We start from the raw sequence: 24,587 nt of genomic DNA on the forward strand, positions 1-24,587 counted from the left end.
CATGGACAGGATTGATATCAAAACTTCGTCAAAAAATTATCCTGTTTTTATCGGTGAAGGTGTTATTGCAAACCTGCCGGCATTTATTGAAGAACATGCGGCTTGGGCTAATAAGATTCTAATCATCACTGACGAAAAAGTGGCCGGACTTCATTTGGATAAGGTAAAAAGCACCCTATCCAATACAGGGAAAGACGTGCTGTCAATACTTGTACCGGAAGGGGAGTTTGCCAAAACATTTGAAGTCTTTCTTGAGTGCCATACATTCGCGCTGGCAAATAACCTGAACAGAAAATCCCTCATCCTGGCTTTAGGCGGAGGTGCTGTTGGAGATTTGGCAGGGTTTGTGGCTTCAACCTATATGAGGGGTATTCCATTCATACAGCTTCCCACGACATTGCTTGCACATGATAGTGCAGTGGGAGGGAAGACTGCCATCAACCATCCAGAGGGGAAAAATATGATAGGGACTTTTTATCAGCCTGAAGCTGTATTTTATGACCTTGATTTTTTAACCACACTCCCTCTAGGTGAGGTTAGGTCAGGTTTTGCAGAAGTGATCAAGCATGCATTGATAGCGGATGGCAGTTTTTATCACTGGCTGAAAGAGAATATCACGGATTTACGGTGCATGAGCAGCGAGCAATATCAGACAGTAATAAAAAAAGGAATAAATATCAAAGCGTCGATTGTTGGCCTTGATGAAAAGGAAACAGGAGTCCGGGCATATTTGAACTTTGGGCATACACTTGGCCATGGGGTTGAAAAGCTGATGGGTTATGGAAACTTCACACACGGTGAATCAGTTTTGATTGGTATGGTTTTTGCCCTGTACCTCAGCAAAAAATATAAAAACCTGCAATTTGATGAATTGGAATTCCTGCGCTGGGTGAAGAAGCTTGGCTATCAGACTGAAGTACCGAAGCAGCTCGATAAAAAGCCTCTTGTGGAGTTAATGAAAAAAGATAAAAAAACCGTTACGGAAAATCTGACATTTGTGCTTTTAAACGAAATAGGTTCGCCGCTGCTCGCTGATATGCCGGCTTCAGTTATTTTGGCTGATTTAGATTCCATGTACACCAGCAAGTAAACAAGGGAGGGTGAGAAATGATTAGAGGAGTCAGAGGGGCAACAACAGTAAATAAAGACACAGAAAAAGACGTTATCGAAGCATCAGAGAAATTACTGTCTGAAATGATTTCAGCGAATGGAATTGAACCAGACTTGGTAGCTTCTGTTTTCATTTCTGTCACAGAAGACATTTCATCCGCTTTTCCGGCAAAGGCTCTCCGGCAGGTGAAAGGATGGAAATACGTTCCTGTCATGTGCATGACAGAGATTCCTGTGACAGGATCCCTGCCTGCCTGCATAAGGATGATGGTGCACTGGAATACAGAAAAAAGTCAGCAGGATATTCAGCATATTTATCAGGAGAAAGCTGTGGCATTGCGTCCGGACTTAAAGGAAGCATAATGTAATACTGCTCTAAACGTCTGACTGCAAAAAAATGAAATTTCCCGCTTGCTGCGGGAGGTAAAAGGGTGGCCTGACAAGAACTGTTTTTATAGGTACAAGCTAAACAGGCAGCATACTGTGATATAATTTAATTATCTTTATCGCTTTAATGTGATGAAAAAAGGAGTGGTCATGATGAAATGGAAAGAAGCCGTTCTTGCCTTAAAGCCTTATCAGCCTGGTAAATCAATTGAGGAAGTTAAGAGGCAATATAGCCTTGACAAGATTACAAAGCTTGCATCAAATGAGAACCCTTTTGGAAGTTCCGCCAAAGTAAAGCAATATCTAGCTGAATTCAATGAATCTCTTGCGCTTTATCCGGATGGCTATGCCACACTGTTAAGAACAGCTGTTGCCCGGCATGCAGGAGTGAAGGAAACAGAATTGATTTTCGGGAATGGATCAGATGAGATCATTCAGATGATTTCACGCAGCCTGCTTGCACCTGGTCTGAACACAGTCATGGCTGCGCCGACATTTCCCCAGTACCGCCATAATGCCGTTCTTGAGGGAGCCGAAATCAGGGAAATTCCGCTGATCGGCGGGGCGCATGATTTAGAAAAAATGCTGTTATCCATTGATGAAAATACAGCAGTTCTATGGCTATGTTCACCAAACAATCCTACTGGGATTTATATAAACGAGACAGATCTGCGGAATGTTCTGGATGCTGTTCCAAGCGATGTGCTCGTTGTTTTGGATGAAGCATATTTTGAGTATGCAGTTGCTGAGGACCTTCCTGATCCGTCAAATTGGATTAATGAATATCAAAATATCATCGTGCTGCGGACGTTCTCCAAGATTTATGGCTTGGCAAGCCTTAGAGTAGGATACGGAATGGCGAACGAAGATATCATTAAAAAACTGGAGCCTGCAAGAGAACCTTTCAACGTCAATACCCTTGGCCAAAGGGCTGCTATGATTGCAGTGGAAGATCAGGAATTCGTTGAAACATGCAAGCGGGTGAACCGTGAAGGACTCGGACAGTACTATGCTTTCTGCGAAGAACAAAATCTTTTCTATTACCCTTCACAAGGGAATTTCATATTAATAGATTTTAATAGAGATGCTGATGAAGTATTCCAGTTTTTGCTCGAGCGCGGATTTATCACGCGTTCCGGAAAAAATCTTGGCTTCCCTACAAGTCTCCGGATTACAATCGGATCGCATGAACAAAATGAAGAAATCATCCAAGTGATGAGAGAGTATGTAAAAGCTGCAAGCGAAAAAAATGCCGCTGACACAGTGTTATGAGTTATTGCCCAGCAGGTTAATTGTTAAGATCAAATAACCGGACTTAAACAATTGGCCTGCATTTAATAAATGGCAGTTTTCCTGCATTTTTTGCTTATGCTGACACTGACCGGCAACATTAAAAAAAAGCGGGGGGAAAACATGGCCAAAAAAGTATTTGTCATCGGATTGGGTTTAATAGGCGGATCACTGGCAAAAAACATTAAAATGGGACATCCCGATGCTGAAATCACGGGATATGATATCAGTGAAAAGAATATCAAACTTTCAAAGCTGCTTGGAATTATAGATGAATCAGCCGATTCCCTGCAAGAAGGATCCCTTGAGGCAGATCTGATCATCATTGCCGTTCCCGTAACAGCGGCAGAAAAAGTCCTGGATGCACTGTCCAGTCTTCCTCTAAAGCCGGGGGTGCTGGTTACAGACGCAGCAAGCACCAAAAGCACCATTGTGAAAAGAGCTGAAAAACTTTCCGCAAACGGAATTACCTTCATAGGCGGCCATCCTATGGCAGGTTCGCATAAAAGCGGTGCAGGTGCTGCGAAAGATAACCTCTTTGAAAATGCCTTCTATCTTCTTACTCCCGGAATGGGGATTGAGGATGAGGATGTAGAAAAATTAAAGGGGTGGCTCATTGGCACTCGGGCCAATTTTCTTGTTGTTTCCCCTGAGACCCATGATTTGCTGACAGGCGTCATCAGCCATTTTCCTCATATTGTAGCAGCTGGCCTTGTTCAACAGGCGGAAGGCTATAGCAAAGAAAATAATCTGGTTGCAAGGCTCGCTGCAGGAGGGTTCAGGGATATAACAAGGGTTGCTTCAAGCAGTCCTGACATGTGGCGCGATATCCTCTTGCATAACAAAGATGTCCTGCTTGCACTTATGGAAGATTGGCTTGACATGATGAACGAAGTTAAAGGATTTATGGAAGCAGAAGACGGCACGGAAATACACCGTTTTTTTAAAAATGCAAAATCATTTCGCGATGAATTGCCTCAAAGCGCAAAGGGAGCCATCCCTGCATTTTACGATTTATATATAAATATCCCGGACTTTGCAGGTGTCATTTCAGAAATAACCGGCTATTTAGCAAATGAAGAAATCAGCATAACAAACATCAGGATACTCGAGACTAGAGAAGAAATCTACGGAGTGCTGGTCATCAGCTTCCAGACAGATGAAGACAGAGAGAAAGCAGCAGCTTGCATAGGCAGGTTAACTGACTATGAAACAATCCTGGCTTAATATACAAATAGGGGGATGTCAGTGAATACGAGAAAGCTTCAAACTAAAATCTCCTCATTGCGGGGATCTATTAAAGTACCAGGTGATAAATCTATATCACATCGGTCAATCATGTTTGGGTCAATTGCTGAAGGCAAGACCACTGTTGAAAATTTCTTGCCGGGTGCAGATTGCCTGAGCACGATTTCATGCTTTAAGGCACTTGGCGTCCAAATTTCCGCTGATGGGGATTCTGTTTCTATTATCGGGAAAGGGCTTGAAGGGTTAATAGAGCCAACTGAGCAGCTTGATGTGGGCAATTCAGGAACAACCATCCGTCTCATGATGGGAATTTTAGCTGGAATTGACTTTCATGTCTCTATACAAGGTGACTCTTCTATTGCAAAAAGGCCGATGAACCGCGTCGTTCAGCCATTGCGCCAAATGGGTGCCAAAATTGACGGCAGGAAAGATGGGAACTTCACTCCATTATCACTTAGGGGGGGACAGCTCCGCGGAATCCGTTATGAACTGCCTGTTGCAAGTGCACAGGTTAAATCATCCATCCTTCTCGCTGGACTGCAGGCCGAAGGGGAAACAGTGATTATTGAACCGGAGAAAACACGTGATCATACGGAAAGAATGATTACTCTTTTCGGAGGGGAAATTGAAAAAGACGGCCATAAAATTACGATTAAAGGCGGCCAGAAATTAAAGGGTACACATATTTCTGTTCCAGGTGACATATCATCTGCTGCTTTTTTTATGGCCGCAGCAGCCATCACGGAGAATAGTGAAGTGATCCTGGAAAATGTAGGCCTGAATCCTACCAGAACCGGCATCATTGACGTTTTGAAGGAAATGGGAGCTGATATTACTATTGATCATGCAGAAGAATCAGGTGAGCCATACGGCACAATAACCGTCAGATCTTCTCAATTGAGGGGGATAACCATTGGCGGCAGCCTGATTCCAAGATTGATTGATGAAATACCGATCATTGCCCTCCTTGCTGCACACGCAAGCGGAACAACGATCATTAAAGATGCCGCAGAATTAAAGGTAAAAGAAACGAACCGGATTGACACAGTTGCAGGAGAGTTATCCAAATTGGGTGCTGACATTCTGGCTGCTGATGACGGATTAATTATCCAAGGCGGAAAACCCCTTGCCGGAAATACTGTTTCGAGCCATGGAGACCACCGCATCGGCATGATGCTGGCAATAGCAGGGCTCATTACAGAAGGAGAAATGAATCTTACCGGCTCTGAGGCAATAGAAGTTTCATATCCGCAGTTTTTCGATCATTTAAATACACTCATTCCATCGTAGCACCAGGTTTTTACCCTGGTGTTTTTTATCATTTATTCAGATTTCTCCATAAAAACAGCTTTTTCTGGAATCAGTCTTTTCTTCTCAGGGACTCAAGAATATCAGCGCCCATCTTCCGTGAAAAAGGAAGGAAGCTTTGCTGGATTTTTGGCCATAGAATTAAAGGAAAATCGTATTGTGCTGGAGAAGCCATGGATAAGGAATTACGAAAATCCAGGCAGGCAAGGAGTGTGAATGGAAATGCCGAACGTAATTATGATAAACTGATAAGCGCAGCATTAATAATGCGATAAGTCAGGCGGCGGAAATTATGCAGGCTGAAGTAAAAAGTGCTAAGCACTGAGTGATGCCAGTCACGGCTTTTCCTGCTGCGATTTTTTAATTCACCGTAGACTGCAGGTGCAGACTGACTATCACAGGAAGGAAAATTTCATGAATATAGTGGATAAAGCCATTCAACATTTGAAAAAAGGCGAATTAAAAGACGCTTTTGTTCATATAAATCGAATTAAAACCTCTGAATCAGCTGAGGATATGCTGGTTTTGTCAGATGAAATGCTTCAGCTGGGTTTTATTGAGGAAGCAAAAGATATATTTGAGCATTTGCTCAAGCTGTACCCTAATGAAGGGGAGCTTATTGTCTCCCTTGCTGAAATTCTTATTGATTTGGACCAGGAAGATGAAGCCATGCTGCTGCTTGAGAAAGTTAGTCCTGATGATGACCTTTATCCAAGTGCATTGCTGCTGGAAGCTGATTTATTCCAGCTTCAGGGAATGGACGAAGTCAGCGAAAGAAAACTGCTGAAAGCAAAGGAACTGCTGCCGGACGAAGTCCTCATTGATTTTGCATTGGGAGAGCTTTATTACCAGCAGGGAAGAGACCAGGATGCCGTGTCAAGCTACATAAAGGTGCTGGAGCAGCAGGAAGAGATAGGCGGCACTAATGTGAATCAAAGAGTTGCAGAGGCACTAAGCACCTCCGGAAAGTTTGAAGAAGCTCTTCCGTACTTTGAAAAGGCCCTGAAGGACAAACTGGAAATCAACACTTTATTTGAATATGCCTTTACAGCATACCAGGCGGGCATGTATCAAACGGCGGCAACAAAATTCACTGAATTGAAGGAACTGGATAAAGAGTATCATTCACTTTATCTGCACCTTGCAAAAACATACGAACATCTTGAAGACTTGGATTCTGCACTTGAAACTGTAAAGGAAGGAATCCGGGAAGATGAATTCAATAAGGAGCTTTATTTTTTCGGCGGAAAAATCGCCCTGAAAAAAGGAGTTTCAGAAGACGCAGAGAAATTATTCAGAGAGGCGATTGCCATCGATCCAGGTTACCTTGAAGCGGTGCTGACTCTTATCAAATTGCTGATGCACGAAGAAAGATATGATGAAGTGCTGGAATGCATCGAGAGTGTAAGGGAATATGGTGAGGACGATCCCCAGTTTGAATGGATGGCTGCAGTAAGCTATCAGAAAAATGAGCAATATCAAGAGGCATTAAAGAGCTATCATAAAGCATATAATTCATTTAACAGCAATGAAGATTTTCTAGAAGATTACGGATTCTTTTTAATTGAAGAAGGAGACCGCCATACCTCCAGAGAAATATTTACTAAGCTTACGAAAATGAATCCTGCAAACGATGATTATGCAATGATGCTAGAACGGCTTGCAGAAGAACCTGATTCAATGTAGGTTAGCCAGGGTGGGAAAATCTAATACAGAGGAGGGAACTCATGGTGGCTGCCCCTGTATCTGTGAACGAAAAGAAAGATTTTATTCGGTGGTTTTTAAATCATTATCAGCTTAAAAGAAGGGAATGCGTCTGGATATTAAATTACCTGATGAGCCATGACCAGCTGATGAAAAAAGTTCATTTTGTGGAGCATGCACAGTATTGCCCGCGGGGCCTGATCATGTCAACCCACTGTGTGGATGAAGCTCCTTTCAGATTTTATAAGTCCAATATCATGACAACGGATGCTGAAAAGTCATTTCATGACATCCGCCTTAACCGGGAAGAAGATATATTTATCCAGCTGAATTTTAAATCTGCTTATTCTTCCTATCAATATGCTTCAGTGCTTGAGAATAATCCATTTATGCCGAGAAGCACGGCAGGCAATGATAAGGATAAGATTCTTGCAGAGCAATTCCTGGAAAATACCATTTTGTCTTTCCAGAAAGACCGGATATTAAAGGAAATTGATGATGCGCTTGACAACAACGACGAAAAAATGTTTAAAACACTGACTGAAAAGCTTCTCAAGCTGCAAAAAGTCTGACAAGCACCCGGCATGGAAATAGCTTTACCGGTTTAAAGTCCCTGCCTGACAGGATATCACTGAAAAAGTCTTAATACCTTTATAATAGGAATAGGCTGATTGGAACGAAAGGTGCGAGACTCCTGAGGAATCAGCGGGACAGGTGAGACCCCGCAGGCGCTTGCGCTGAGGAGGCTCATCGCCCGCCCCGCGGAAAGCGGAGCATCCTGCAGTGGAAATCAGCCGGCCATTTTAAGAAAGACTACCCTTGCCAGATCCCTTGTTTTTATAAGGGATCTGGTTTTTTTGTCCTATAATAGAGATCACTATTCGAAATGAAGGCGAAGAAGACGGGAGAAAGCAGGTATGCCAAATTAATGAAATAATGATAAAATATTGTATGACACCTAAAAAGAATGGAGAAGTGAATGAAATGAAATGGATACCTGCAGATATTGAAATGTATAACGGGGCCAAGGATTTTGTGGATACGGTCCTGATTCCGCTGGCTCCCATTTCACTTGACAGCCAAATGAAGCAATCTTCTTCCATGTATGAATTCCTTGCCATATTATCCGCTGAAATTGAAAGGCAATTTAAAGGCAGGATTCTTCTCATGCCTTCGTTGACCTATTTAATGGAGGAGGAAAGAAATTATAGCTATGCTAACTCATGGGCTGCAAAATTACGCGAGAATAATTTCAAGCACGTCTTTTTTCTATCGTGTGACAGTGAATGGAAAAGATGTGAAAGCGAGCTTAAAGGGGGCCTCATCTGGATTCCATCCCTTCCACTTGAGCATCTTGAACTTGCGCAGGCGCGTTCTCTTGTCAGTGAACAAGTACGCCAGGTAATGGAAATATTCACTTTAAACTGGGAAAAAGCCATTTAGTTCGAATTTTGTGAAATTTGGATCTGTAAGCGCTTAAATTATTCTGAGAAATATTGACCTTGCCGAATTATTGATATATCATTGTAATGTCCTAGTTTAATAGTGTTCTTATTTCATTGGTCCTTTGGACTCAGTTAAGTGATAAAGGGGGGAAAAAGCATGAGTAAACATAATGTTTCACGACGTCAATTCCTTAATTACACACTCACTGGCGTTGGCGGGTTTATGGCAGCGAGCGCGTTGATGCCAATGGTGCGGTTTGCTGTAGATCCTGTTCTTAAAACAAGCGCTGGCGGCAATTTTGTCGCTACCAAAGAAAAGGTCAGCGATTTAACCGATGAACCTAAACGTGTTGACTTCTCTTTCAAGGAAGTTGACGGCTGGTATGAATCTGAGGTTACAAACACTGCGTGGGTATATAAGGGAAAAGACGGTAAAATCGTGGCCTTATCACCTATTTGCAAGCATTTGGGCTGCACGGTCGGATGGAACACAGACAAAGGTAACCCAAATCAGTTTTTCTGCCCTTGCCACTATGGCAGGTACACAAAAGCAGGAGTGAACGTACCGGGTACTCCGCCGGCAAAACCGCTTGATATGTATGAAACCAAAGAAAAAGACGGAATTCTTTATTTAGGTCCAAAGAAGCCGCAATAAAGGGGGCGTAAACATTGTTAAACAAGATTTATGACTGGGTAGACGAACGTTTAGACATTACGCCATTATGGCGGGATATTGCTGACCACGAGGTTCCTGAGCATGTAAACCCTGCACATCATTTTTCTGCATTTGTTTATTGTTTTGGCGGGCTGACGTTTTTCATCACAGCCATACAAATTCTTTCCGGCATGTTTTTAACCATGTATTATGTTCCGGATATTAAAAATGCATGGCAGTCTGTTTACTACCTGCAAAATGAAGTCGCTTTCGGGCAAATTGTCCGCGGCATGCACCACTGGGGAGCAAGTTTGGTTATTGTTATGATGTTTTTACATACTCTCCGCGTATTTTTCCAGGGCGCATACAAAAAACCGCGCGAGCTGAACTGGATGGTCGGTGTACTGATTTTCTTCGTTATGCTGGCTTTGGGCCTGACAGGCTATTTGCTTCCTTGGGATATGAAAGCGCTATTTGCTACAAAGGTTAGTCTGACAATTGCTGAATCAGTTCCGCTTATCGGACCAGCCATTAAAACATTAATAGCCGGTGACCCGACAATTGTCGGTGCCCAGACGCTGACACGCTTTTTTGCCATCCATGTATTCTTCCTTCCTGCGGCGCTGCTGGCATTAATGGCTGGCCACTTCCTGATGATCCGTAAACAAGGGATTTCCGGACCATTGTAAAATTTCTGGTTTTTTAGTATTAATAACCTTTTCATAAAGGAGGGGGATTGTTCAATGCATAGAGGAAAAGGTATGAAATTTGTAGGCGATTCGCGTGTTCCTGCAGGTCGTAAACCGAATATTCCAAAAGATTATTCGGAATACCCTGGCAAGACGGAAGCATTTTGGCCGAATTTCCTTCTAAAGGAATGGATGGTCGGGGCTGTTTTCCTTGTAGGCTATTTATGCGTAACCATTGCTGAGGAATCTCCGCTGGAACGGATTGCCGATCCGACAGATACTGGATATGTGCCGCTTCCTGACTGGTATTTCCTGTTTCTGTATCAGCTATTAAAATATTCTTATGCTTCAGGGCCTTATAATCTGATCGGGCTGATTATTCCGGGAATTGCATTTGGGGCATTGCTTTTGGCTCCATTCCTTGACCGGGGACCTGAAAGGCGTCCTGCACGCAGGCCGCTGGCAACTGGTTTCATGCTTTTGGCTGTTGCTTCAATTGCGTTTTTAACCTGGCAGTCTGCAGCACATCATGACTGGGAAGCTGCTAAAAAGCAAGGTGCGATTGTAAAAGCCAGCGCAATCGATAAAAACAGTGAAGGATATAAACTGTTTCAATCGAACGGATGCATCAGCTGCCATGGAGCTGAGCTGACAGGCGGAGGCGCAGCACCAGCACTGATGGACAATGGCCTTAAACCGGAAGAGATCGCCAAAATAGCGAAAAACGGCCGGGGATCCATGCCAAAGGGAATGTTTAAAGGAACAGATGCACAGCTAAAAGTACTTGCTGACTTTGTTTCTAAAGCAAAAAGCAAGTAAAATTGACAGGTCAGGCACCGGGACTTCTGTAAATAGCAGATTTTTCGGGTTCCTGGTGACCTGCAGACAAAAAATCCGTACTTATTCCATATTTTTGGAAGAAGTACGGATTTTTTATGTTCACAGTTCTCGATACCCAGAAAAATGGTTGAAGTATATTGTACTAATGGTTGAAGGTTATACCCTACCAAAAATCGCTGAACGCTTAAAAATTCATATTTCCACTGCATTTTATTGGAGACATAAAATTTTGAACGCATTAGGAAGTCTTTGTTTTAATCAACTTAAAGGTATCGTCGAAAGTGACGAAACCTTTTTTCGTGAGTCTATGAAAGGTCGTGAAATTACCCATAGAAAAGCCAAGAAACGTGGGAGAAAGAACAAAAAGAGAGGAATTTCAAACATTAAAATTGCTGTTATAGTAGCACAAGATAGAGATGGTAATATGATTGCTCGTAAAGCAGGAACAGGTCGTGTAAAAGCTGAAGAAATTGACTCTGTGAAGGTGAGTTTATTCAGCCGTCTGCTTTACTATGCACAGATACAGCAACGAACTATAAAAAGTTTGCCAAACTTAAAGGTTTACAACACGAAACCGTTAATAAACGCCAAAAACAGCGTGAAAAAAAGGGAATTTATCATATTCAGCACGTCAATAACTCTCATAACCGTTTAAAAAGTTGGATGGAACGTTTCCAAGGGGTAGCAACCAAATACTTAGATAATTACCTCAACTGGTTTCGTTGGCTTGAATTGGGCAAACAAATATCATTTGATGAACGAGTCAAACAAATGCTTGTTTCTGCTTGCCGAACATCAAATAATTTCACAGTGGAAATGATAAGGTGTTCTTAAAGGTTAATGTTATTAGATTCATATTTGTTGCTTCCAGGAAGCTTCTTGATTTCATTCCAGGCTTCAATCGCTTCTTCACGACTTTTCCCTTTATTTTTTGAGTCAGCAAAAAAGTCACGAATGAAATGATTGTATTCAAATTGGGGTGCAATGTTTTTCTTGTACGAGGGGTCTTTCTTTCGTTCTTCTTCCTCATACCATGCGTCTACAACATCACGATACGTTTTTCCAACATTGTTTTTAAAGTAGTTTTGGATATAGGTGGAAAAATGAAAATTCGGGATAATTGACTTAAAAAAAGCTCTTACATCTTGACTGCAACGATGGTTTTCCGAAATGATTGTATCAAGACTTAAATCTACTTTAGGTTCCGTTTTCTTATTCACTCTTGATTTTCTAATTAGGTTTTTTTATCTCTCCTGTTCGAAGAAATGTTTCAATCCTATCGGAAATTTCTATCTTTGAGCCTGAAGCACTTATCCCGTTTTCCCTGCAAAACGTTTGAAGTTCTTCTTTCAACCAATAGAATTCTTTAAAACTTTGAATATTAATATCTTTTGTTAGATTAGGTCTCATCCAAAACACCTCCTTATATGCTATATTTATCCATTATAGAACAATTGTTCTCTTTTATCAAAATAAACATATCTAAAAACAACAAACTTTACGAAAACAGCCTTTCTTTATGATGGTTGTTTTTTAATGTGTGCCATTGTTAAGTCATGCTGATTGGAGTGTAAGGTGAGACTCCTGCTTAGATTAGCGGAACAGGTGAGACCCAGCAGGCGCAGCCTGGGAGACTCACCACCACCCGCCCCACGGAAAGCGAGCATCCGGGAGCGGAAATCAGCCGCCAATTTAACAAAGGCATCCTTTAAAGTCTTATTCATTGTCTTCGGTCAGTACCGCCGGTTTTTTGTTATTTTACAAGAAAGAGCATGAAGCTACATAAAAAACATACTTTTAATCTTCAAAAAGCGGAGGGAGCTATGAAATCATCTGCAAAAAGGATAAAATAATATATTGATAGTAATGACTTAGCAGGAAGAGGTAGGAAAATGAATATGCTATATGGATTTTTTGCCAACAAATACACAATAAGACTGCTTCTGGCCGTAAATGTTCTCGGCACAATATATGGATACTACTGGTATGGCTATCAGCTGAAGGAGACACCGGCAATTTTCCTCCCATTTGTACCGGACAGCCCTTCGGCAACCCTTTTCTTTGTCTTTGTCCTTGTAGGATTTATATTGAAAAGAAATTGGGGACTCATGGAAGCGCTGGCCCTTCTCACTTTATTTAAATATGGGATATGGGCAGTGGTCATGAATCTGCTCACGCTAGCCACTACAGGCGATCTTCCATGGGAAGGGTATATGCTGATTTGTTCACATGGGGCGATGGCGATTCAGGGCATTTTATACTCCCCGTTTTACAGAATTAAAGCCTGGCATCTTGCAGCTGCAGCTGTATGGACTGTTCATAACGATATCATTGATTATGTATTCGATATGATGCCAAGGTACAGTGATTTATGGATGTATATGAACGAAATCGGATATTTTACATTCTGGCTTAGTATACTCTCTATTTTTGCAGGATATTATTTTGGTTATAGAGAAAAACGTTTTACACTGAAGATCCAATAATTTTGGATTCAAAGGGTCATACTCCCTTTCCTGTTCTCATATTGTGTAAAGAGAAATGAGGAGGGACAAGGGGTATGATAAAAAAAATTCTGTTGCTGGCTGCCGCATTCCTTACAATAACCATTTCCAGTGTTCACGCCAATTCCTCTTCTGTTTTAGGACAATTGGATGATATATCGGATGATTCCCTGCAGCTGGCGAAGGTTGGAAAATACAGCGATTCTGAAAAAATGCTTCTTTTTTTCTCTGATAGGTTCATAAAAGGCAAAAAGCAGATATTCAACATGGACGAGTTAAGAGTCATAACAGCGGCCCATGATGAAGCGCTTACTGCAATCAGGGATAAACATGCAAGCGCCAGTAAAAAGGTGGATGCAGTCACTAAATTCCGTCTTGTGATGGACGCTGTAAAATCCAACAGGCAGCCTCTGTGGACTTCTATGGAGGACCCGATGATGACAGCCTTCAGCCAGACAAAGGAAGCTGTTAAAGAAAAGGATTCTAAACAGGTTCATAATCAAATTAGCATCCTGCTGAATCAATATAGCGTCATACATCCGAGTTTAAAGGTAGATCTTTCAAAGGACACCCTAGAGAAGCTGGATGCAAGGGTGAATTTTATAAAGCAGTATGAGCCTGGCCTTTTGTCAGATGAATCCGGCCAAAAGGAATTGGATGGGCTGCAGCAGGATTTAAAATCCATTTTTGATGATATGTCCAAGGATGAAGCGGATCCTTCATTATGGTGGGTAATCATTACGACAGGAAGCATCATCATTTTGACTTTATCTTATGTAGGATGGAGAAAATACAAAGGGGGAGAGGGAACCGAAAGACCGAGGAAAGAACGCAATGATTGACAGGGAAGTAATCCCCTCCTAAAATAAGACTTATTACAGCGAGAACAGGAGGCTAACATGTATTTTATTTATCTTGCGATCATTATTTTGATCCCTCTTTTTGCGCAATCAAGAGTAAAAAGCGCGTATAGAAAATATTCACAGGTTCCTTCCTCGTCAAGAATGACAGGCGCCCAAACTGCCCGGACTATACTGGACCAGAACGGTCTTTATCATGTTACTGTTGAAGAAACGGCCGGGGTGCTGAGCGATCACTATGACCCCGGTGCAAAGGCAGTGCGGCTGTCTTCAGATAATTACCATGGTTACTCGCTTGCGGGTTCTGCCATTGCGGCCCATGAATGCGGCCATGCCATCCAGGACCAGAAGAGGTATGCATTCCTTAGGTTCCGGCATGCTTTAGTACCGGTGGCCAATCTGGGTTCGAATGTATCCTGGATCCTGATTCTTATAGGGATATTTGCCCACCTATCAGGGCTCCTGCTGCTTGGAATCGTATTTATGGCAGCGGCCGTGCTGTTTCAGATCATTACACTTCCTGTTGAATTTAATGCCTCGTCCCGCGCCATGGATCAAGTCGTCTCACTTGGCATTATCAGGAATGATGAAGAGCGGGAAACGAAAAAGGTACTGAATGCTGCGGCTCTCACTTATGTTGCAGCAGCTACGGTCGCAGTTGCTGAATTAGCAAGATTAATCCTTGTTTATACAGGGATTTCAAGAAATGACGATTAAATCAAAAAAATCCGCCTGATTTATTCAGGTGGATTTTTTTTGAAATGTACCAGAGCTACCTTTGTATCGGGTTTTTATTTTCATCAAGCGTGAATCCTTCTCCTAAAACATCATGCACTTCGCTGACCGAAACAAAGGCATGGGGATCAACAGAAGTAATGGCATTCTTCAGCCTCATTAATTCGTTTTTTCCGACCACGCAATACAGTACATCACGGTCTGTTTTAGAAAAAGATCCATGCCCGCGCAGAACTGTAACTCCCCGGTCCATTTCTTTCATGATCTTATCAGCGATTTCTGTGTTTTTATCGCTGATAATCATAGCGCCCCTTGCTGAATATGCGCCTTCCTGCATGAAATCCACGACTCTGGCGCCAATGAAAACAGCGACAAGGGTATACATTGCCTGACGATAATCCAAGTAGATGATGATGGAAAGGGTGATGACAACTGCGTCAAACATGAACATGGTCCTGCCCATGCTGCGCCCCCAGAATTTATGGGCCAGCGTAGCGATTATATCGACGCCTCCCGTAGTACCGCCGAACCTGAAGATAATTCCCAGTCCAATACCTACAAAAACACCAGCAAATAAGGCAGCCAGCATTAAATCATGTCCAAGGGCAATTTTTAGCTGATATTTCTCAAAAACCCAAAGCCATATCGATAAACCTACGGTACCTACAATTGTATAAAGAAAGGAGGTCTTCCCAAGATATTTCCATCCGATGAAAAAGAGGGGAACATTCAGGATTAAGTTAGAATAAGAAGGATTTAAACCAAATACCTGATAGATGATTAAGGTAATCCCGGTAAACCCGCCTTCTGCAAGATGATTTTGCATATTAAAGTGTACGAGCCCAAATCCGAAAATGGCTGAACCAAAGAGGATAAACAAAATATTTTTAATGCGCAATCCGAAAATCATGCGGAAAATACCTCCAATGTAAATAAATGAAAATGCCAAAAATCTCAATGTTCATTATTATATAGGAATAATCAAGTAACAGCAATATTCAGCTTGACAGCGAAAATCTTGTCATTATCGCAACTTTTAGCTAACATGAAGAAAGAATAGAAGAATCAGCAATTCTTTGCGGATAAATGGCAAGTGCATTGACTACATATGAGCAGGTGAATGAATTGGAAGAAAAGAAAACACTTCAAATGATGCAAAAAGAAGTTGACAGGTACATCAGCCAATTTAAAGAAGGGTACTTCAGCCCTCTGGCCATGCTTGCAAGGATGTCTGAAGAATTGGGGGAACTTGCAAGGGAAGTGAATCACTATTACGGGGAAAAGCCGAAAAAGGCGTCAGAGGCGGCAAATACAGTAGAAGAAGAACTGGGTGATATGCTGTTCGTGCTGATCTGTTTTGCAAACTCCCTTAATATTGACCTGCAGACTGCACATGATGCTGTTATGCATAAATTTTCGACGCGCGACAGTAATAGATGGACTAAAATTGAAGGCAGCGGGATAGAGGAAGGGGAAAAAGAAAATGGAGACAATTAAAGTAATAGTGGCGGGGCCTAGGGGAAGAATGGGAAGGGAAGCAGTAAAGCTGATCCATGAAACCGCCCATTTTGAATTAGCAGCCGTGTTAGACAGAAAGCAAGATTACAGCAACATAAAACATATGGAGGGTTTCCAAGACATGGATGCTCCGGTATACACGGATGCAGAAGAATGTTTTTCTTCTGTTAAAGCAGATGTCCTTGTTGACCTGACAACACCTGAAACAGGCATGTTCCATACGGAAGCAGCTCTAAGGCATGGAATCCGCCCGGTAGTGGGCACAACCGGTTTTTCCGGAGATGATCTGGAAAAACTGGATGGATTAACTAAAGATACAGGTCTTGGCTGCATCATCGCACCTAACTTTGCAACAGGAGCGGTTTTGATGATGAAATTTTCACAAATGGCTGCCAAGTATTTTCCTGATATTGAAATCATTGAAATGCATCATGACCAAAAGCTTGATGCCCCGTCTGGGACAGCTGTTAAAACAGCAGACTTAATTTCTAAAGTAAGGGAAGCTAAAACCCAGGGCCACCCAAATGAAAAAGAAACCATACAAGGTGCCCGCGGAGCAGATATAGATGGGATGCATATCCACAGTGTCAGATTGCCGGGGCTGGTTGCGCACCAGCAGGTCATGTTTGGAGCTGATGGACAAATGCTGACAATCCGCCACGATTCCTTCAACCGGGCATCCTTCATGTCAGGTGTCAGACTTGCAGTTGAAACAATTATGAAGCTTGATGTTTTGGTATACGGCCTGGAAAACATCATGGAGTAGGAGGGGAAAAGGATGAATATTGCATTAATTGCCCACGATGAGAAGAAGGAAGATTTAATGAGGTTTGTTACTGCCTATAAAGCAGTGTTTGCAAAGCATCATCTATATGCCACAGGAACTACCGGCCAGAAAATAATTGATGAGGTCTCTCTCCCAGTTACAAGGTTTAACTCAGGCCCTTTGGGCGGGGACCAGGAAATCGGGGCAATGGTTGCCAGAAATGAAATGGATTTAATTATTTTTTTCCGTGATCCGCTGACTGCCCAGCCCCATGAGCCTGATGTAACGGCTCTTATGCGCCTGTCTGATGTTTACAATGTGCCGCTTGCAACCAATATGGGAACTGCCGAAGTGCTTATTCAAGGTTTGAGAAGCGGTTATATGGAATGGAGAAAAAAAGATAATGGATAATGTGGATATAATTGCATTTGGCGCTCATGCCGATGATGCAGAAATTGGCATGGGCGGCACTTTGGCAAAATACGCAAAACAAGGCAAAAAAATAGTAATTTGTGATTTGACAAAAGCAGAAATGTCCTCCAACGGAACAGTCGATCTTCGTGCGGAAGAATCGGAAAAAGCTGCCCGGATTCTTGGTGTATCAAGAATGGCACTGGATCTTCCCGACAGGGGGCTGTATATGAAAGAAGAATACATAAAGAAAATCACTGCGGTTATCGGAAAGTATAAACCCCAAATTATCTTTGCCCCTTATTTCGAAGACCGCCACCCGGATCATGGAAACTGCGCGAAGCTGGTGGAGGAAGCCGCTTTTTCTGCTGGCGTCAGACGGTATATGGAAGAAACGGGATTGCCTGCCCATAAGATAAATGCCATGTACCTTTATATGATTAATGGATTTCATAAGCCGCATTTTGTTGTGGATGTGACAAATGAAATGGATGCAAAGCTTGAGAGCCTGCGTGCCTATCAAAGCCAATTCCAAAAAAGCGGGGATGGCGTGGACACACCTCTTGTGAATGGCTATATAGAAACTGTTGAAGCCAGAGAGCGGCTGTTTGGAAAAGAAGCAGGAGTTAAGTTTGCAGAGGGCTTTATTGCGAAGAAACCTTTGCTGCTTTCAGCCGATTTATTTAATTAAGGATGAAGCAGACGCAGACTCATCCGGTTAATAGAACTACAGAAGTATCAGAGGGGAAAACATGCCCCAAAAACATTTGATCAACTAACAAGCAGATGTAAGGGTCACTTTATATTTAAGCAATAGGAGAATATTATGAAACTAAAAATAGGAATTACTTGCTATCCCACAGTGGGAGGCTCAGGAGTCGTGGCAACTGAGCTAGGCAAACTTTTGGCCGAAAAAGGGCATGAAATTCACTTTATTTCCTCAAGCCTGCCTTTTAGGCTAAATAAAATGTATCACAATGTGTATTATCACCAGGTGGAAGTGAATTCATATTCTGTTTTCCAATACCCGCCGTACGATTTGGCGCTGGCCAGTAAAATGGCTGAAGTCATCAATAGGGAAAAACTCGATATCCTCCATGTTCATTATGCAATCCCTCATGCTGTATGTGCCATATTGGCCAAGCAGATGGCAGGACATCCGGTAAAAATCGTTACAACGCTTCATGGAACAGATATCACGGTGCTTGGGTATGATCCGTCTTTGACTGAACTGATCAAATTTGGCATTGAAAAATCGGATGCTGTTACTGCTGTTTCCGATGCGCTTGTCACCCAAACATCAGAAGTGATTGCTCCTGATAAGGATATCAGGACGGTTTACAATTTTATTGATGAACGAGTATATCAAAAAAAGGAATCTCAATCTCTTAAGCAGGAATACGGAATAGACAGCAGCGAAAAAGTCATCATCCATGTGTCCAATTTCAGGGCTGTAAAAAGGGTGCAGGATGTTGTCAGAGCCTTTTACTCTATTAGCGAAAAGGTCCCTTCAAAATTGCTTCTGGTAGGAGACGGTCCGGAAATTACAGTCGTGTGCAATCTTGTCAAGGAGCTTGGCATAGAAGACAAAGTCCTTCTTCTCGGAAAGCAGGATAATCTGGAAGAATTGTATTCCATGAGTGATTTGATTCTGCTTCTTTCGCAAAAAGAAAGCTTCGGTTTGGTCCTTATCGAAGCGATGGCCTGCGGTGTCCCTGGAATCGGAACGGATATCGGCGGGATACCTGAAGTAATTGAGGACGGGAAAACTGGCTTTATCTGCAAGCTGGGAGACGTTGAAGATGTCGCGTCAAAGGCAATTACCCTGCTTTCTGATGAAGACATGCATCAGCGTTTTTCCGAAGCATCCATTAAGCTGGTTAAGACAAAATTCCGCTCTGATATCATTACAGCCCAGTATGAATCCATATACCGCGAGCTGCTGCCTGAGGCTATACAAAAACAGGAGAACGGGAGATATGAATGAAATATTTTTATCTGCCGTGCCGATTCTTGAAAAAATAGAAAAAGCCGGTTTTCAAGCTTATTTTGTTGGAGGATCGGTCCGCGATGAAATAGCAGGCAGGGAAATCAACGATGTGGATATTGCCACCTCTGCGACCCCTAATGAAATAAAGTCCATTTTCCCTGTCACAGCAGATATTGGAATTGAACATGGGACACTCTTGGTCATCCATGATCATGCACAATATGAAGTGACTACATTTCGGACGGAAAGCGGATATACAGACTTCAGAAGACCCGATAAAGTCGACTTTGTCAGATCGCTGCTGGAAGATCTGAAAAGGCGTGACTTTACGATGAATGCCATTGCCATGGATAAAATGGGCGTTTTGCATGATCCTTTTGAGGGCAGAAAAGCCATCGAAGACAAAATAATCGTTACAGTGGGCGATCCTAAGGAACGATTCCATGAAGATGCATTAAGGATGCTGCGGGCAATCCGGTTTGCCGGCACCTTAGGCTTTAAGCTTGAGGAGCATACTTTTCAATCGCTGAAAAAACATGCACCTCTTCTTAGGAACATTGCCACAGAGAGGATTTTTTCAGAATTCGAAAAGCTGCTAAAAGGCAGCTTCAGCAAAAATGCAATTGAACTCTTGGTGAAAAGTGAAATGTTTCAATATCTTCCTGGCCTTGAGCCGTTCAAAACAGGTTTAAAGAAATACTGCCAATTCGAGCTGCCATGCCTGCCATCCTTGGCAGAAAAATGGTCACTGCTGCTTTTTACAAGCGGGATAACAGCAGCAGAGCCATTTTTGCGGAATTGGAAGATGCCCGTGAAACAAATTCGTGAAATACAAAAAATTCTTTCCCTGATAAATCAGGAAGATGAAATCAGCACTTTTCAATTATTTCAGGCGGGTCTGGATATTAGCATAAAAGCGGGCAGAGTAAGAGCGGTTATGAAAAGTCAGGATGTACAAATTTCTGAGACGATGACTATAAAGAAATTCTCAAGTCTTCCGGTCAAAAAATCATCTGATTTAGCCATTACAGGTAACGATCTTCTCGAGTGGAGAAATCAAAGACCAGGTCCATGGATGAAAGAATATCTGGATTCCATCATATTGGCCGTGCTGGAAAAACAGACGGAAAATGACCGGGAAGCAATTAAGGAGTGGCTTTCTTCATGCAATCTGATTTAAGAGGAAAATTAATTGAAGCATTTACCAAAGCAGATGGCGAATTCATCTCCGGCCAGGAAATCGCAGAACATATGGGCTGCTCGCGCACAGCCGTCTGGAAGCACATTGAAAGCTTGAGAGGCGAGGGTTACGTGCTTGAGGCTGTCAGAAAAAAGGGCTATAAAATTGTCAGCACCCCTGAAAAGGTAACCGCTGATGAAATCCAGCTGGGCATGAAGACAAGCCGCTTTGGCAAGGTTATCCACTATGAAGAAACAGTGGATTCCACACAGAAGATTGCTCACCGCCTTTCAAATGAGGGAGCGGCAGAAGGAACTTTGATTGTTGCAGAAGAGCAAACAGGAGGAAAGGGAAGGCTTCTTAGAAGCTGGCATTCCCCTAAATATTCGGGTGTATGGATGAGCCTGATTCTGCGTCCAAACATTCCTTTCCATGAAGCTCCCCAGCTGACGCTTCTGGCAGCGGTTGCCGTTGTCCAGGCGATTGAGGAAATGACTGAACTTAAACCGGAAATTAAATGGCCAAATGATGTACTAATAAACAAAAAGAAAGTGACTGGGATCCTTACTGAGCTACAGGCTGAGGCCGACCGCATTCACTCGGTCATAATCGGGATTGGCATCAATGTCAATCAGAAGCTTGAAGACTTCCCGGAGGAGCTGCATGCGAAAGCTTCATCTCTCTCTATGGAAGAGGGGAAAAATATTTCCAGGGCCGGATTGATACAGCAGGTTTTGCTTAAATTGGAAAAGCTTTATGATTTATATTTAACAAAAGGCTTTGCTCCTGTGAAAATTATGTGGGAAAGCTATGCCATTAGCCTTGGCAAGGAAATCACTGCAACCACCTTGAATGAAACCATCAAGGGAAAGGCGCTTGGCATCACAGATGAGGGTGTGCTCCTTGTCAGGAGCCAAGACGGAGAAATCCGCCGCATTTATTCGGCAGATGTGGAAATCACTTGATTTTTTATTACTATATTTTCAGGTAAAATATTTTAAGATGGTTAAGACAATGATAATAATAGAAATTTTTGTTTGATATTGTTATAATGCATGTGGGCAGTATCAAATTAGAGCTGCACCCAAAAATGCCAGGCCAAACAAAAAAAAATTTCTGCCTTGATCCAATGAAATGGACGGGGACGGAGGGATGAAAAGACTAATAGCAATAAAGAGGTTTACTGAACAAATGAACTGCCGCACCCTGCAGGAAAGCGATGCTTTTTTTATAGGGTACAGCAGCAGAGCAGTATGCCTCTTTTTTTGGTTTAAAACACAGAACAGATTGTTGCTGATGTTTTCATCTCCTCTATGAAAAAGGAGGATAAAGGATGAAGCTTTCTGGAGACTTTTTGAAAATGAAGAACAATGGCGAAAAAATTGCAATGATTACAGCCTATGATTTTCCTGCTGCCAAGCTTGCCGAAAAAGCGGAAGTGGACATGATCCTAGTCGGAGACTCACTTGGTATGGTGGTGCTTGGCTATGATTCAACGATTCCAGTCACAGTGGATGATATGATTCACCACACAAAGGCAGTCAAACGGGGAGCACCGGACACTTTTATTGTTACAGACATGCCTTTTATGAGCTACCATATATCGATGGAAGATACCCTCAAAAATGCTGCCAGAATCTTTCAGGAAGGGCAGGCTAATGCCTTAAAGCTTGAGGGAGCTGGAGATGTACTCCCTAAAATTAAAGCTTTGACAGATGCTGGCATTCCGGTAGTGGCCCATCTGGGCTTAACGCCGCAATCCGTTGGAGTCCTTGGAGGGTATAAGGTTCAGGGGAAAAATGCCGAAGCTGCGAAGAAGCTTATTGAAGATGCAAAGAAGTGTGAAGAGGCTGGAGCTATTGGGGTTGTGCTTGAGTGTGTGCCATATCAAGTTGCAGAGCTTGTGACAAATGAGCTCTCCATACCGACAATCGGAATAGGGGCAGGAAGCGGGACAGACGGACAGGTTCTCGTATTTCATGATGTTGTAAACTTTGGAGTAGACAGAGTTCCAAAGTTCGTGAAGAGATACGGAGATGCCAATCAGCTTGTTGCCAAAGCGATTGAAGATTATGTGGCAGAAGTAAAAACGAAGGAATTTCCATCTATCGACCATTCATTTACTATGAAGGAAGACGAAGTTTCATCCTTATACGGAGGGAAAGCATAAGCATGAAGATAATAACAACTGTGAAAGAAATGCAAAAGCACGTCCGTGAGGAAAAGTCTTCAGGGAAAACTGTTGGCTTTGTACCCACTATGGGTTTCTTGCATAATGGACATAAATCATTGATTGAAAATGCCAGAAGAGATAATGAAATTGTAGTGCTCAGCATTTTTGTCAATCCGCTGCAGTTCGGCCCGAATGAAGATCTTGAGACATATCCCCGTGATATCGACCGGGATGAAATAACGGCAAGGGAAGCAGGCGCTGATTATCTATTTTATCCTGCTGTAGAAGAGATGTATGGTTCAGACGTTTCGGTTACAGCAATTGTCAAGGAACGTACAGACGTGCTTTGCGGCAGACAAAGACCAGGCCATTTTGACGGTGTCGCCACCGTACTGACAAAGCTGTTCAATATCGTAAGCCCCGACAGAGCGTATTTTGGAATGAAAGACGCCCAGCAGGTTGCAGTAGTGAGCAGCCTGATACAGGACTTTAATTTTGATATTGAGCTGGTTCCTGTCCCAACTGTACGCGAGGAAGACGGACTTGCAAAAAGCTCCCGAAATGTGTTCCTCTCTGATGAAGAGCGGAGTCAGGCGAGCCAATTATATAAAAGCCTGCAGCTTGCACAAAAAGCAGCTGAAGCAGGCGAAAGGGATCCTGCTGTACTTTCTTCAATGATCAGAAAACATATTGAAAGCAATACCAGCGGAATCATTGATTATGCAGAGGTTTATTCCTATCCAGCTTTAAAACCGCTTGATAAACTGTCCGGCAAGGTTTTGATTGCCATTGCAGTCAAGTTTGAACGTGCAAGGCTAATTGATAACATTACAATTACCATTTAAATAAACCGCACCTGAGGAGGATTTAGCATGTATCGCACAATGATGAATGGAAAGATCCATCGTGCCCGGGTAACAGAGGCTAACTTGAATTATGTAGGAAGCATTACAATTGACCAGGATATTTTGGATGCTGTAGACATCCTGCCAAACGAAAAGGTAGCCATCGTTAATAACAACAATGGAGCCAGACTTGAAACGTACGTGATCGCAGGTGAAAGAGGGAGCGGCGTAATCTGTTTGAATGGAGCAGCTGCAAGGCTTGTCCAGCCAGATGATATCGTGATTATCATCTCATATGTACAGGTGGCTGAAGAAAAAATCAGCAGCCATTCACCTAAAATTGCTATTATGAATGATAAAAATGAAATCGCTGAAATGATTTCACATGAACCGGAAGCAACCATGATTTTTTAAAAACCTGGGTCTGTTTTCTTCCTGCCAAATCTGCACTGTCTTCGATACAGCTATGCAGCTTCGGCAGGGAAAAACAGGCTTTTTCTTTTTGGCTAAGCTTTAAGACCCTATGGCGCTTCCGCTTTTTATTAATCCAGCTGCAGCGCCTAGCCTCTCGAGGTCACAAGCCACATCAGAATTGAAGGCAAAGAGCGCCTTCCAAGGACAAAACCCTATTTGCTTGGGCCCCCAGGATGGGGGTCACAAAGACGTTGCCGCAGGACGCGGCGTTCTTAGTCTTTGTTCCTATGAACAGACGCTTCCGCTTTTTGTGTAATCCAGCTGCAGCGCCTAGCCTCTCGAGGTCATAAGCCACATCAGAATTGAAGGCAAAGAGCGCCCTCTATTCTGATGCGTCTTATGCTAGTCGAGGCTGAACAGGCGCTTCCGCTTTTTGTGTAATCCAGCTGCAGCGCCTAGCCCGCTGTGCAAAAGATGCTTTGACCTAAGAAGGAAAAACGCCTTCTGAGGTCAAA

At 42.7% G+C, this 24,587-nt stretch carries 26 protein-coding genes and 2 pseudogenes; 26 read left to right on the forward strand and 2 right to left on the reverse strand.

Annotation, left to right across the window (positions count from 1 at the left end):
- The first annotated feature begins 1 nt into the window (after nucleotide 1).
- The 13 genes and pseudogenes from aroB to BM126_RS09965 form a co-directional block, all read left to right on the forward strand.
- Entirely contained in the window at nucleotides 2-1,090 is a 1,089-nt protein-coding gene (gene aroB / locus BM126_RS09905; RefSeq protein ID WP_090989338.1) for a 3-dehydroquinate synthase, read from the forward strand.
- A 17-nt stretch (nucleotides 1,091-1,107) separates the two neighbouring features.
- Nucleotides 1,108-1,473 carry a chorismate mutase gene (gene aroH, locus BM126_RS09910; protein ID WP_090989339.1) on the forward strand — a complete coding sequence of 122 codons (366 nt, stop codon included), beginning with the start codon at nucleotides 1,108-1,110 and terminating at the stop codon, nucleotides 1,471-1,473.
- Between the two features lie 177 nt (nucleotides 1,474-1,650).
- A complete protein-coding gene (gene hisC, locus BM126_RS09915) occupies nucleotides 1,651-2,769 on the forward strand; it encodes a histidinol-phosphate transaminase (protein WP_090989340.1) in 1,119 nt (372 codons plus the stop codon).
- A gap of 141 nt (nucleotides 2,770-2,910) precedes the next feature.
- Nucleotides 2,911-4,014, forward strand: coding sequence for a prephenate dehydrogenase (locus BM126_RS09920; protein WP_090989423.1), 1,104 nt, complete (start codon nucleotides 2,911-2,913; stop codon nucleotides 4,012-4,014).
- Nucleotides 4,015-4,035: 21 nt separating this feature from the next.
- Nucleotides 4,036-5,325: a 3-phosphoshikimate 1-carboxyvinyltransferase gene (gene aroA, locus BM126_RS09925; RefSeq protein WP_256213043.1), complete on the forward strand. Its 1,290-nt coding sequence runs from the start codon at nucleotides 4,036-4,038 to the stop codon at nucleotides 5,323-5,325.
- An 18-nt stretch (nucleotides 5,326-5,343) separates the two neighbouring features.
- Nucleotides 5,344-5,559, forward strand: a complete 216-nt coding sequence (locus BM126_RS22310) for a hypothetical protein (protein WP_090989342.1) — start codon at nucleotides 5,344-5,346, stop codon at nucleotides 5,557-5,559.
- A 198-nt stretch (nucleotides 5,560-5,757) separates the two neighbouring features.
- Nucleotides 5,758-7,029, forward strand: a complete 1,272-nt coding sequence (locus BM126_RS09935) for a tetratricopeptide repeat protein (protein ID WP_090989343.1) — start codon at nucleotides 5,758-5,760, stop codon at nucleotides 7,027-7,029.
- A gap of 44 nt (nucleotides 7,030-7,073) precedes the next feature.
- Nucleotides 7,074-7,619: a ReoY family proteolytic degradation factor gene (locus tag BM126_RS09940; RefSeq protein WP_090989424.1), complete on the forward strand. Its 546-nt coding sequence runs from the start codon at nucleotides 7,074-7,076 to the stop codon at nucleotides 7,617-7,619.
- A gap of 379 nt (nucleotides 7,620-7,998) precedes the next feature.
- Nucleotides 7,999-8,490 carry a YpiF family protein gene (locus BM126_RS09945; RefSeq protein ID WP_177201382.1) on the forward strand — a complete coding sequence of 164 codons (492 nt, stop codon included), beginning with the start codon at nucleotides 7,999-8,001 and terminating at the stop codon, nucleotides 8,488-8,490.
- A 159-nt stretch (nucleotides 8,491-8,649) separates the two neighbouring features.
- On the forward strand, nucleotides 8,650-9,147 hold the full coding sequence (locus BM126_RS09950; protein ID WP_071351191.1) for a ubiquinol-cytochrome c reductase iron-sulfur subunit: 498 nt from the start codon (nucleotides 8,650-8,652) through the stop codon (nucleotides 9,145-9,147).
- A 14-nt stretch (nucleotides 9,148-9,161) separates the two neighbouring features.
- Complete coding sequence (gene qcrB, locus BM126_RS09955; RefSeq protein ID WP_071351192.1) at nucleotides 9,162-9,836, forward strand: menaquinol-cytochrome c reductase cytochrome b subunit; 675 nt, start codon at nucleotides 9,162-9,164, stop codon at nucleotides 9,834-9,836.
- A 54-nt stretch (nucleotides 9,837-9,890) separates the two neighbouring features.
- Nucleotides 9,891-10,655 carry a menaquinol-cytochrome c reductase cytochrome b/c subunit gene (locus BM126_RS09960; RefSeq protein WP_090989345.1) on the forward strand — a complete coding sequence of 255 codons (765 nt, stop codon included), beginning with the start codon at nucleotides 9,891-9,893 and terminating at the stop codon, nucleotides 10,653-10,655.
- Nucleotides 10,656-10,782: 127 nt separating this feature from the next.
- Nucleotides 10,783-11,510, forward strand: a pseudogene (locus tag BM126_RS09965) (IS1595 family transposase); the annotation flags it as partial.
- Here the strand turns inward: BM126_RS09965 and BM126_RS09970 are convergent.
- A pseudogene (locus BM126_RS09970) lies at nucleotides 11,507-12,086 on the reverse strand (DUF6434 domain-containing protein). The pseudogenes BM126_RS09965 and BM126_RS09970 sit on opposite strands and share 4 nt — an antisense overlap.
- Before the next feature lie 482 nt (nucleotides 12,087-12,568).
- Between BM126_RS09970 and BM126_RS09975 the strand changes: the two are divergent.
- From BM126_RS09975 to BM126_RS09985, 3 genes are all read left to right on the forward strand, one after another.
- The gene (locus BM126_RS09975) at nucleotides 12,569-13,162 is read left to right on the forward strand and encodes a lipoprotein heptaprenylglyceryl N-acetyltransferase LhaT (protein WP_090989346.1); all 594 of its coding nucleotides are present in this window, start codon (nucleotides 12,569-12,571) and stop codon (nucleotides 13,160-13,162) included.
- A 74-nt stretch (nucleotides 13,163-13,236) separates the two neighbouring features.
- A complete protein-coding gene (ypjB, locus tag BM126_RS09980) occupies nucleotides 13,237-14,022 on the forward strand; it encodes a sporulation protein YpjB (protein ID WP_090989347.1) in 786 nt (261 codons plus the stop codon).
- Nucleotides 14,023-14,079: 57 nt separating this feature from the next.
- Nucleotides 14,080-14,757, forward strand: a complete 678-nt coding sequence (locus BM126_RS09985) for a zinc metallopeptidase (RefSeq protein ID WP_071351196.1) — start codon at nucleotides 14,080-14,082, stop codon at nucleotides 14,755-14,757.
- Nucleotides 14,758-14,812: 55 nt separating this feature from the next.
- On the opposite strand, the gene BM126_RS09990 is transcribed toward BM126_RS09985, so the two are convergent.
- Nucleotides 14,813-15,685, reverse strand: a complete 873-nt coding sequence (locus tag BM126_RS09990; protein ID WP_090989348.1) for a YitT family protein — start codon at nucleotides 15,683-15,685, stop codon at nucleotides 14,813-14,815.
- A 176-nt stretch (nucleotides 15,686-15,861) separates the two neighbouring features.
- On the opposite strand from BM126_RS09990, the gene BM126_RS09995 reads away from it, so the two are divergent.
- The 10 genes from BM126_RS09995 (at nucleotide 15,862) to panD (ending at nucleotide 24,072) form a co-directional block, all read left to right on the forward strand.
- On the forward strand, nucleotides 15,862-16,272 hold the full coding sequence (locus BM126_RS09995) for a nucleotide pyrophosphohydrolase (RefSeq protein WP_090989349.1): 411 nt from the start codon (nucleotides 15,862-15,864) through the stop codon (nucleotides 16,270-16,272).
- Nucleotides 16,259-17,059 (forward strand): 4-hydroxy-tetrahydrodipicolinate reductase, encoded by an 801-nt coding sequence (gene dapB, locus BM126_RS10000; RefSeq protein ID WP_090989350.1) that lies wholly within the window; start codon nucleotides 16,259-16,261, stop codon nucleotides 17,057-17,059. The genes BM126_RS09995 and dapB overlap by 14 nt, the downstream gene beginning before the upstream one ends.
- Nucleotides 17,060-17,071: 12 nt before the next feature.
- Nucleotides 17,072-17,470 carry a methylglyoxal synthase gene (locus BM126_RS10005; protein WP_090989351.1) on the forward strand — a complete coding sequence of 133 codons (399 nt, stop codon included), beginning with the start codon at nucleotides 17,072-17,074 and terminating at the stop codon, nucleotides 17,468-17,470.
- A complete protein-coding gene (gene bshB1 / locus BM126_RS10010; RefSeq protein WP_090989352.1) occupies nucleotides 17,463-18,161 on the forward strand; it encodes a bacillithiol biosynthesis deacetylase BshB1 in 699 nt (232 codons plus the stop codon). Before BM126_RS10005 ends, bshB1 begins: the two co-directional genes overlap by 8 nt.
- Before the next feature lie 135 nt (nucleotides 18,162-18,296).
- The gene (gene bshA, locus BM126_RS10015; protein ID WP_090989353.1) at nucleotides 18,297-19,457 is read left to right on the forward strand and encodes an N-acetyl-alpha-D-glucosaminyl L-malate synthase BshA; all 1,161 of its coding nucleotides are present in this window, start codon (nucleotides 18,297-18,299) and stop codon (nucleotides 19,455-19,457) included.
- A complete protein-coding gene (locus BM126_RS10020) occupies nucleotides 19,450-20,640 on the forward strand; it encodes a CCA tRNA nucleotidyltransferase (RefSeq protein WP_090989354.1) in 1,191 nt (396 codons plus the stop codon). The genes bshA and BM126_RS10020 overlap by 8 nt, the downstream gene beginning before the upstream one ends.
- A complete protein-coding gene (locus BM126_RS10025) occupies nucleotides 20,625-21,605 on the forward strand; it encodes a biotin--[acetyl-CoA-carboxylase] ligase (protein ID WP_071351204.1) in 981 nt (326 codons plus the stop codon). Before BM126_RS10020 ends, BM126_RS10025 begins: the two co-directional genes overlap by 16 nt.
- Nucleotides 21,606-21,973: 368 nt before the next feature.
- Nucleotides 21,974-22,810: a 3-methyl-2-oxobutanoate hydroxymethyltransferase gene (panB, locus tag BM126_RS10030; RefSeq protein WP_090989355.1), complete on the forward strand. Its 837-nt coding sequence runs from the start codon at nucleotides 21,974-21,976 to the stop codon at nucleotides 22,808-22,810.
- Between the two features lie 2 nt (nucleotides 22,811-22,812).
- Nucleotides 22,813-23,658 (forward strand): pantoate--beta-alanine ligase, encoded by an 846-nt coding sequence (panC, locus tag BM126_RS10035; RefSeq protein WP_090989356.1) that lies wholly within the window; start codon nucleotides 22,813-22,815, stop codon nucleotides 23,656-23,658.
- Nucleotides 23,659-23,685: 27 nt separating this feature from the next.
- On the forward strand, nucleotides 23,686-24,072 hold the full coding sequence (gene panD / locus BM126_RS10040) for an aspartate 1-decarboxylase (protein WP_090989357.1): 387 nt from the start codon (nucleotides 23,686-23,688) through the stop codon (nucleotides 24,070-24,072).
- Nucleotides 24,073-24,587 lie beyond the last annotated feature (515 nt).

The sequence above is a fragment of the Bacillus sp. OV322 genome (assembly GCF_900112495.1).
Taxonomy (GTDB): Bacteria; Bacillota; Bacilli; order Bacillales; family DSM-1321; genus Peribacillus.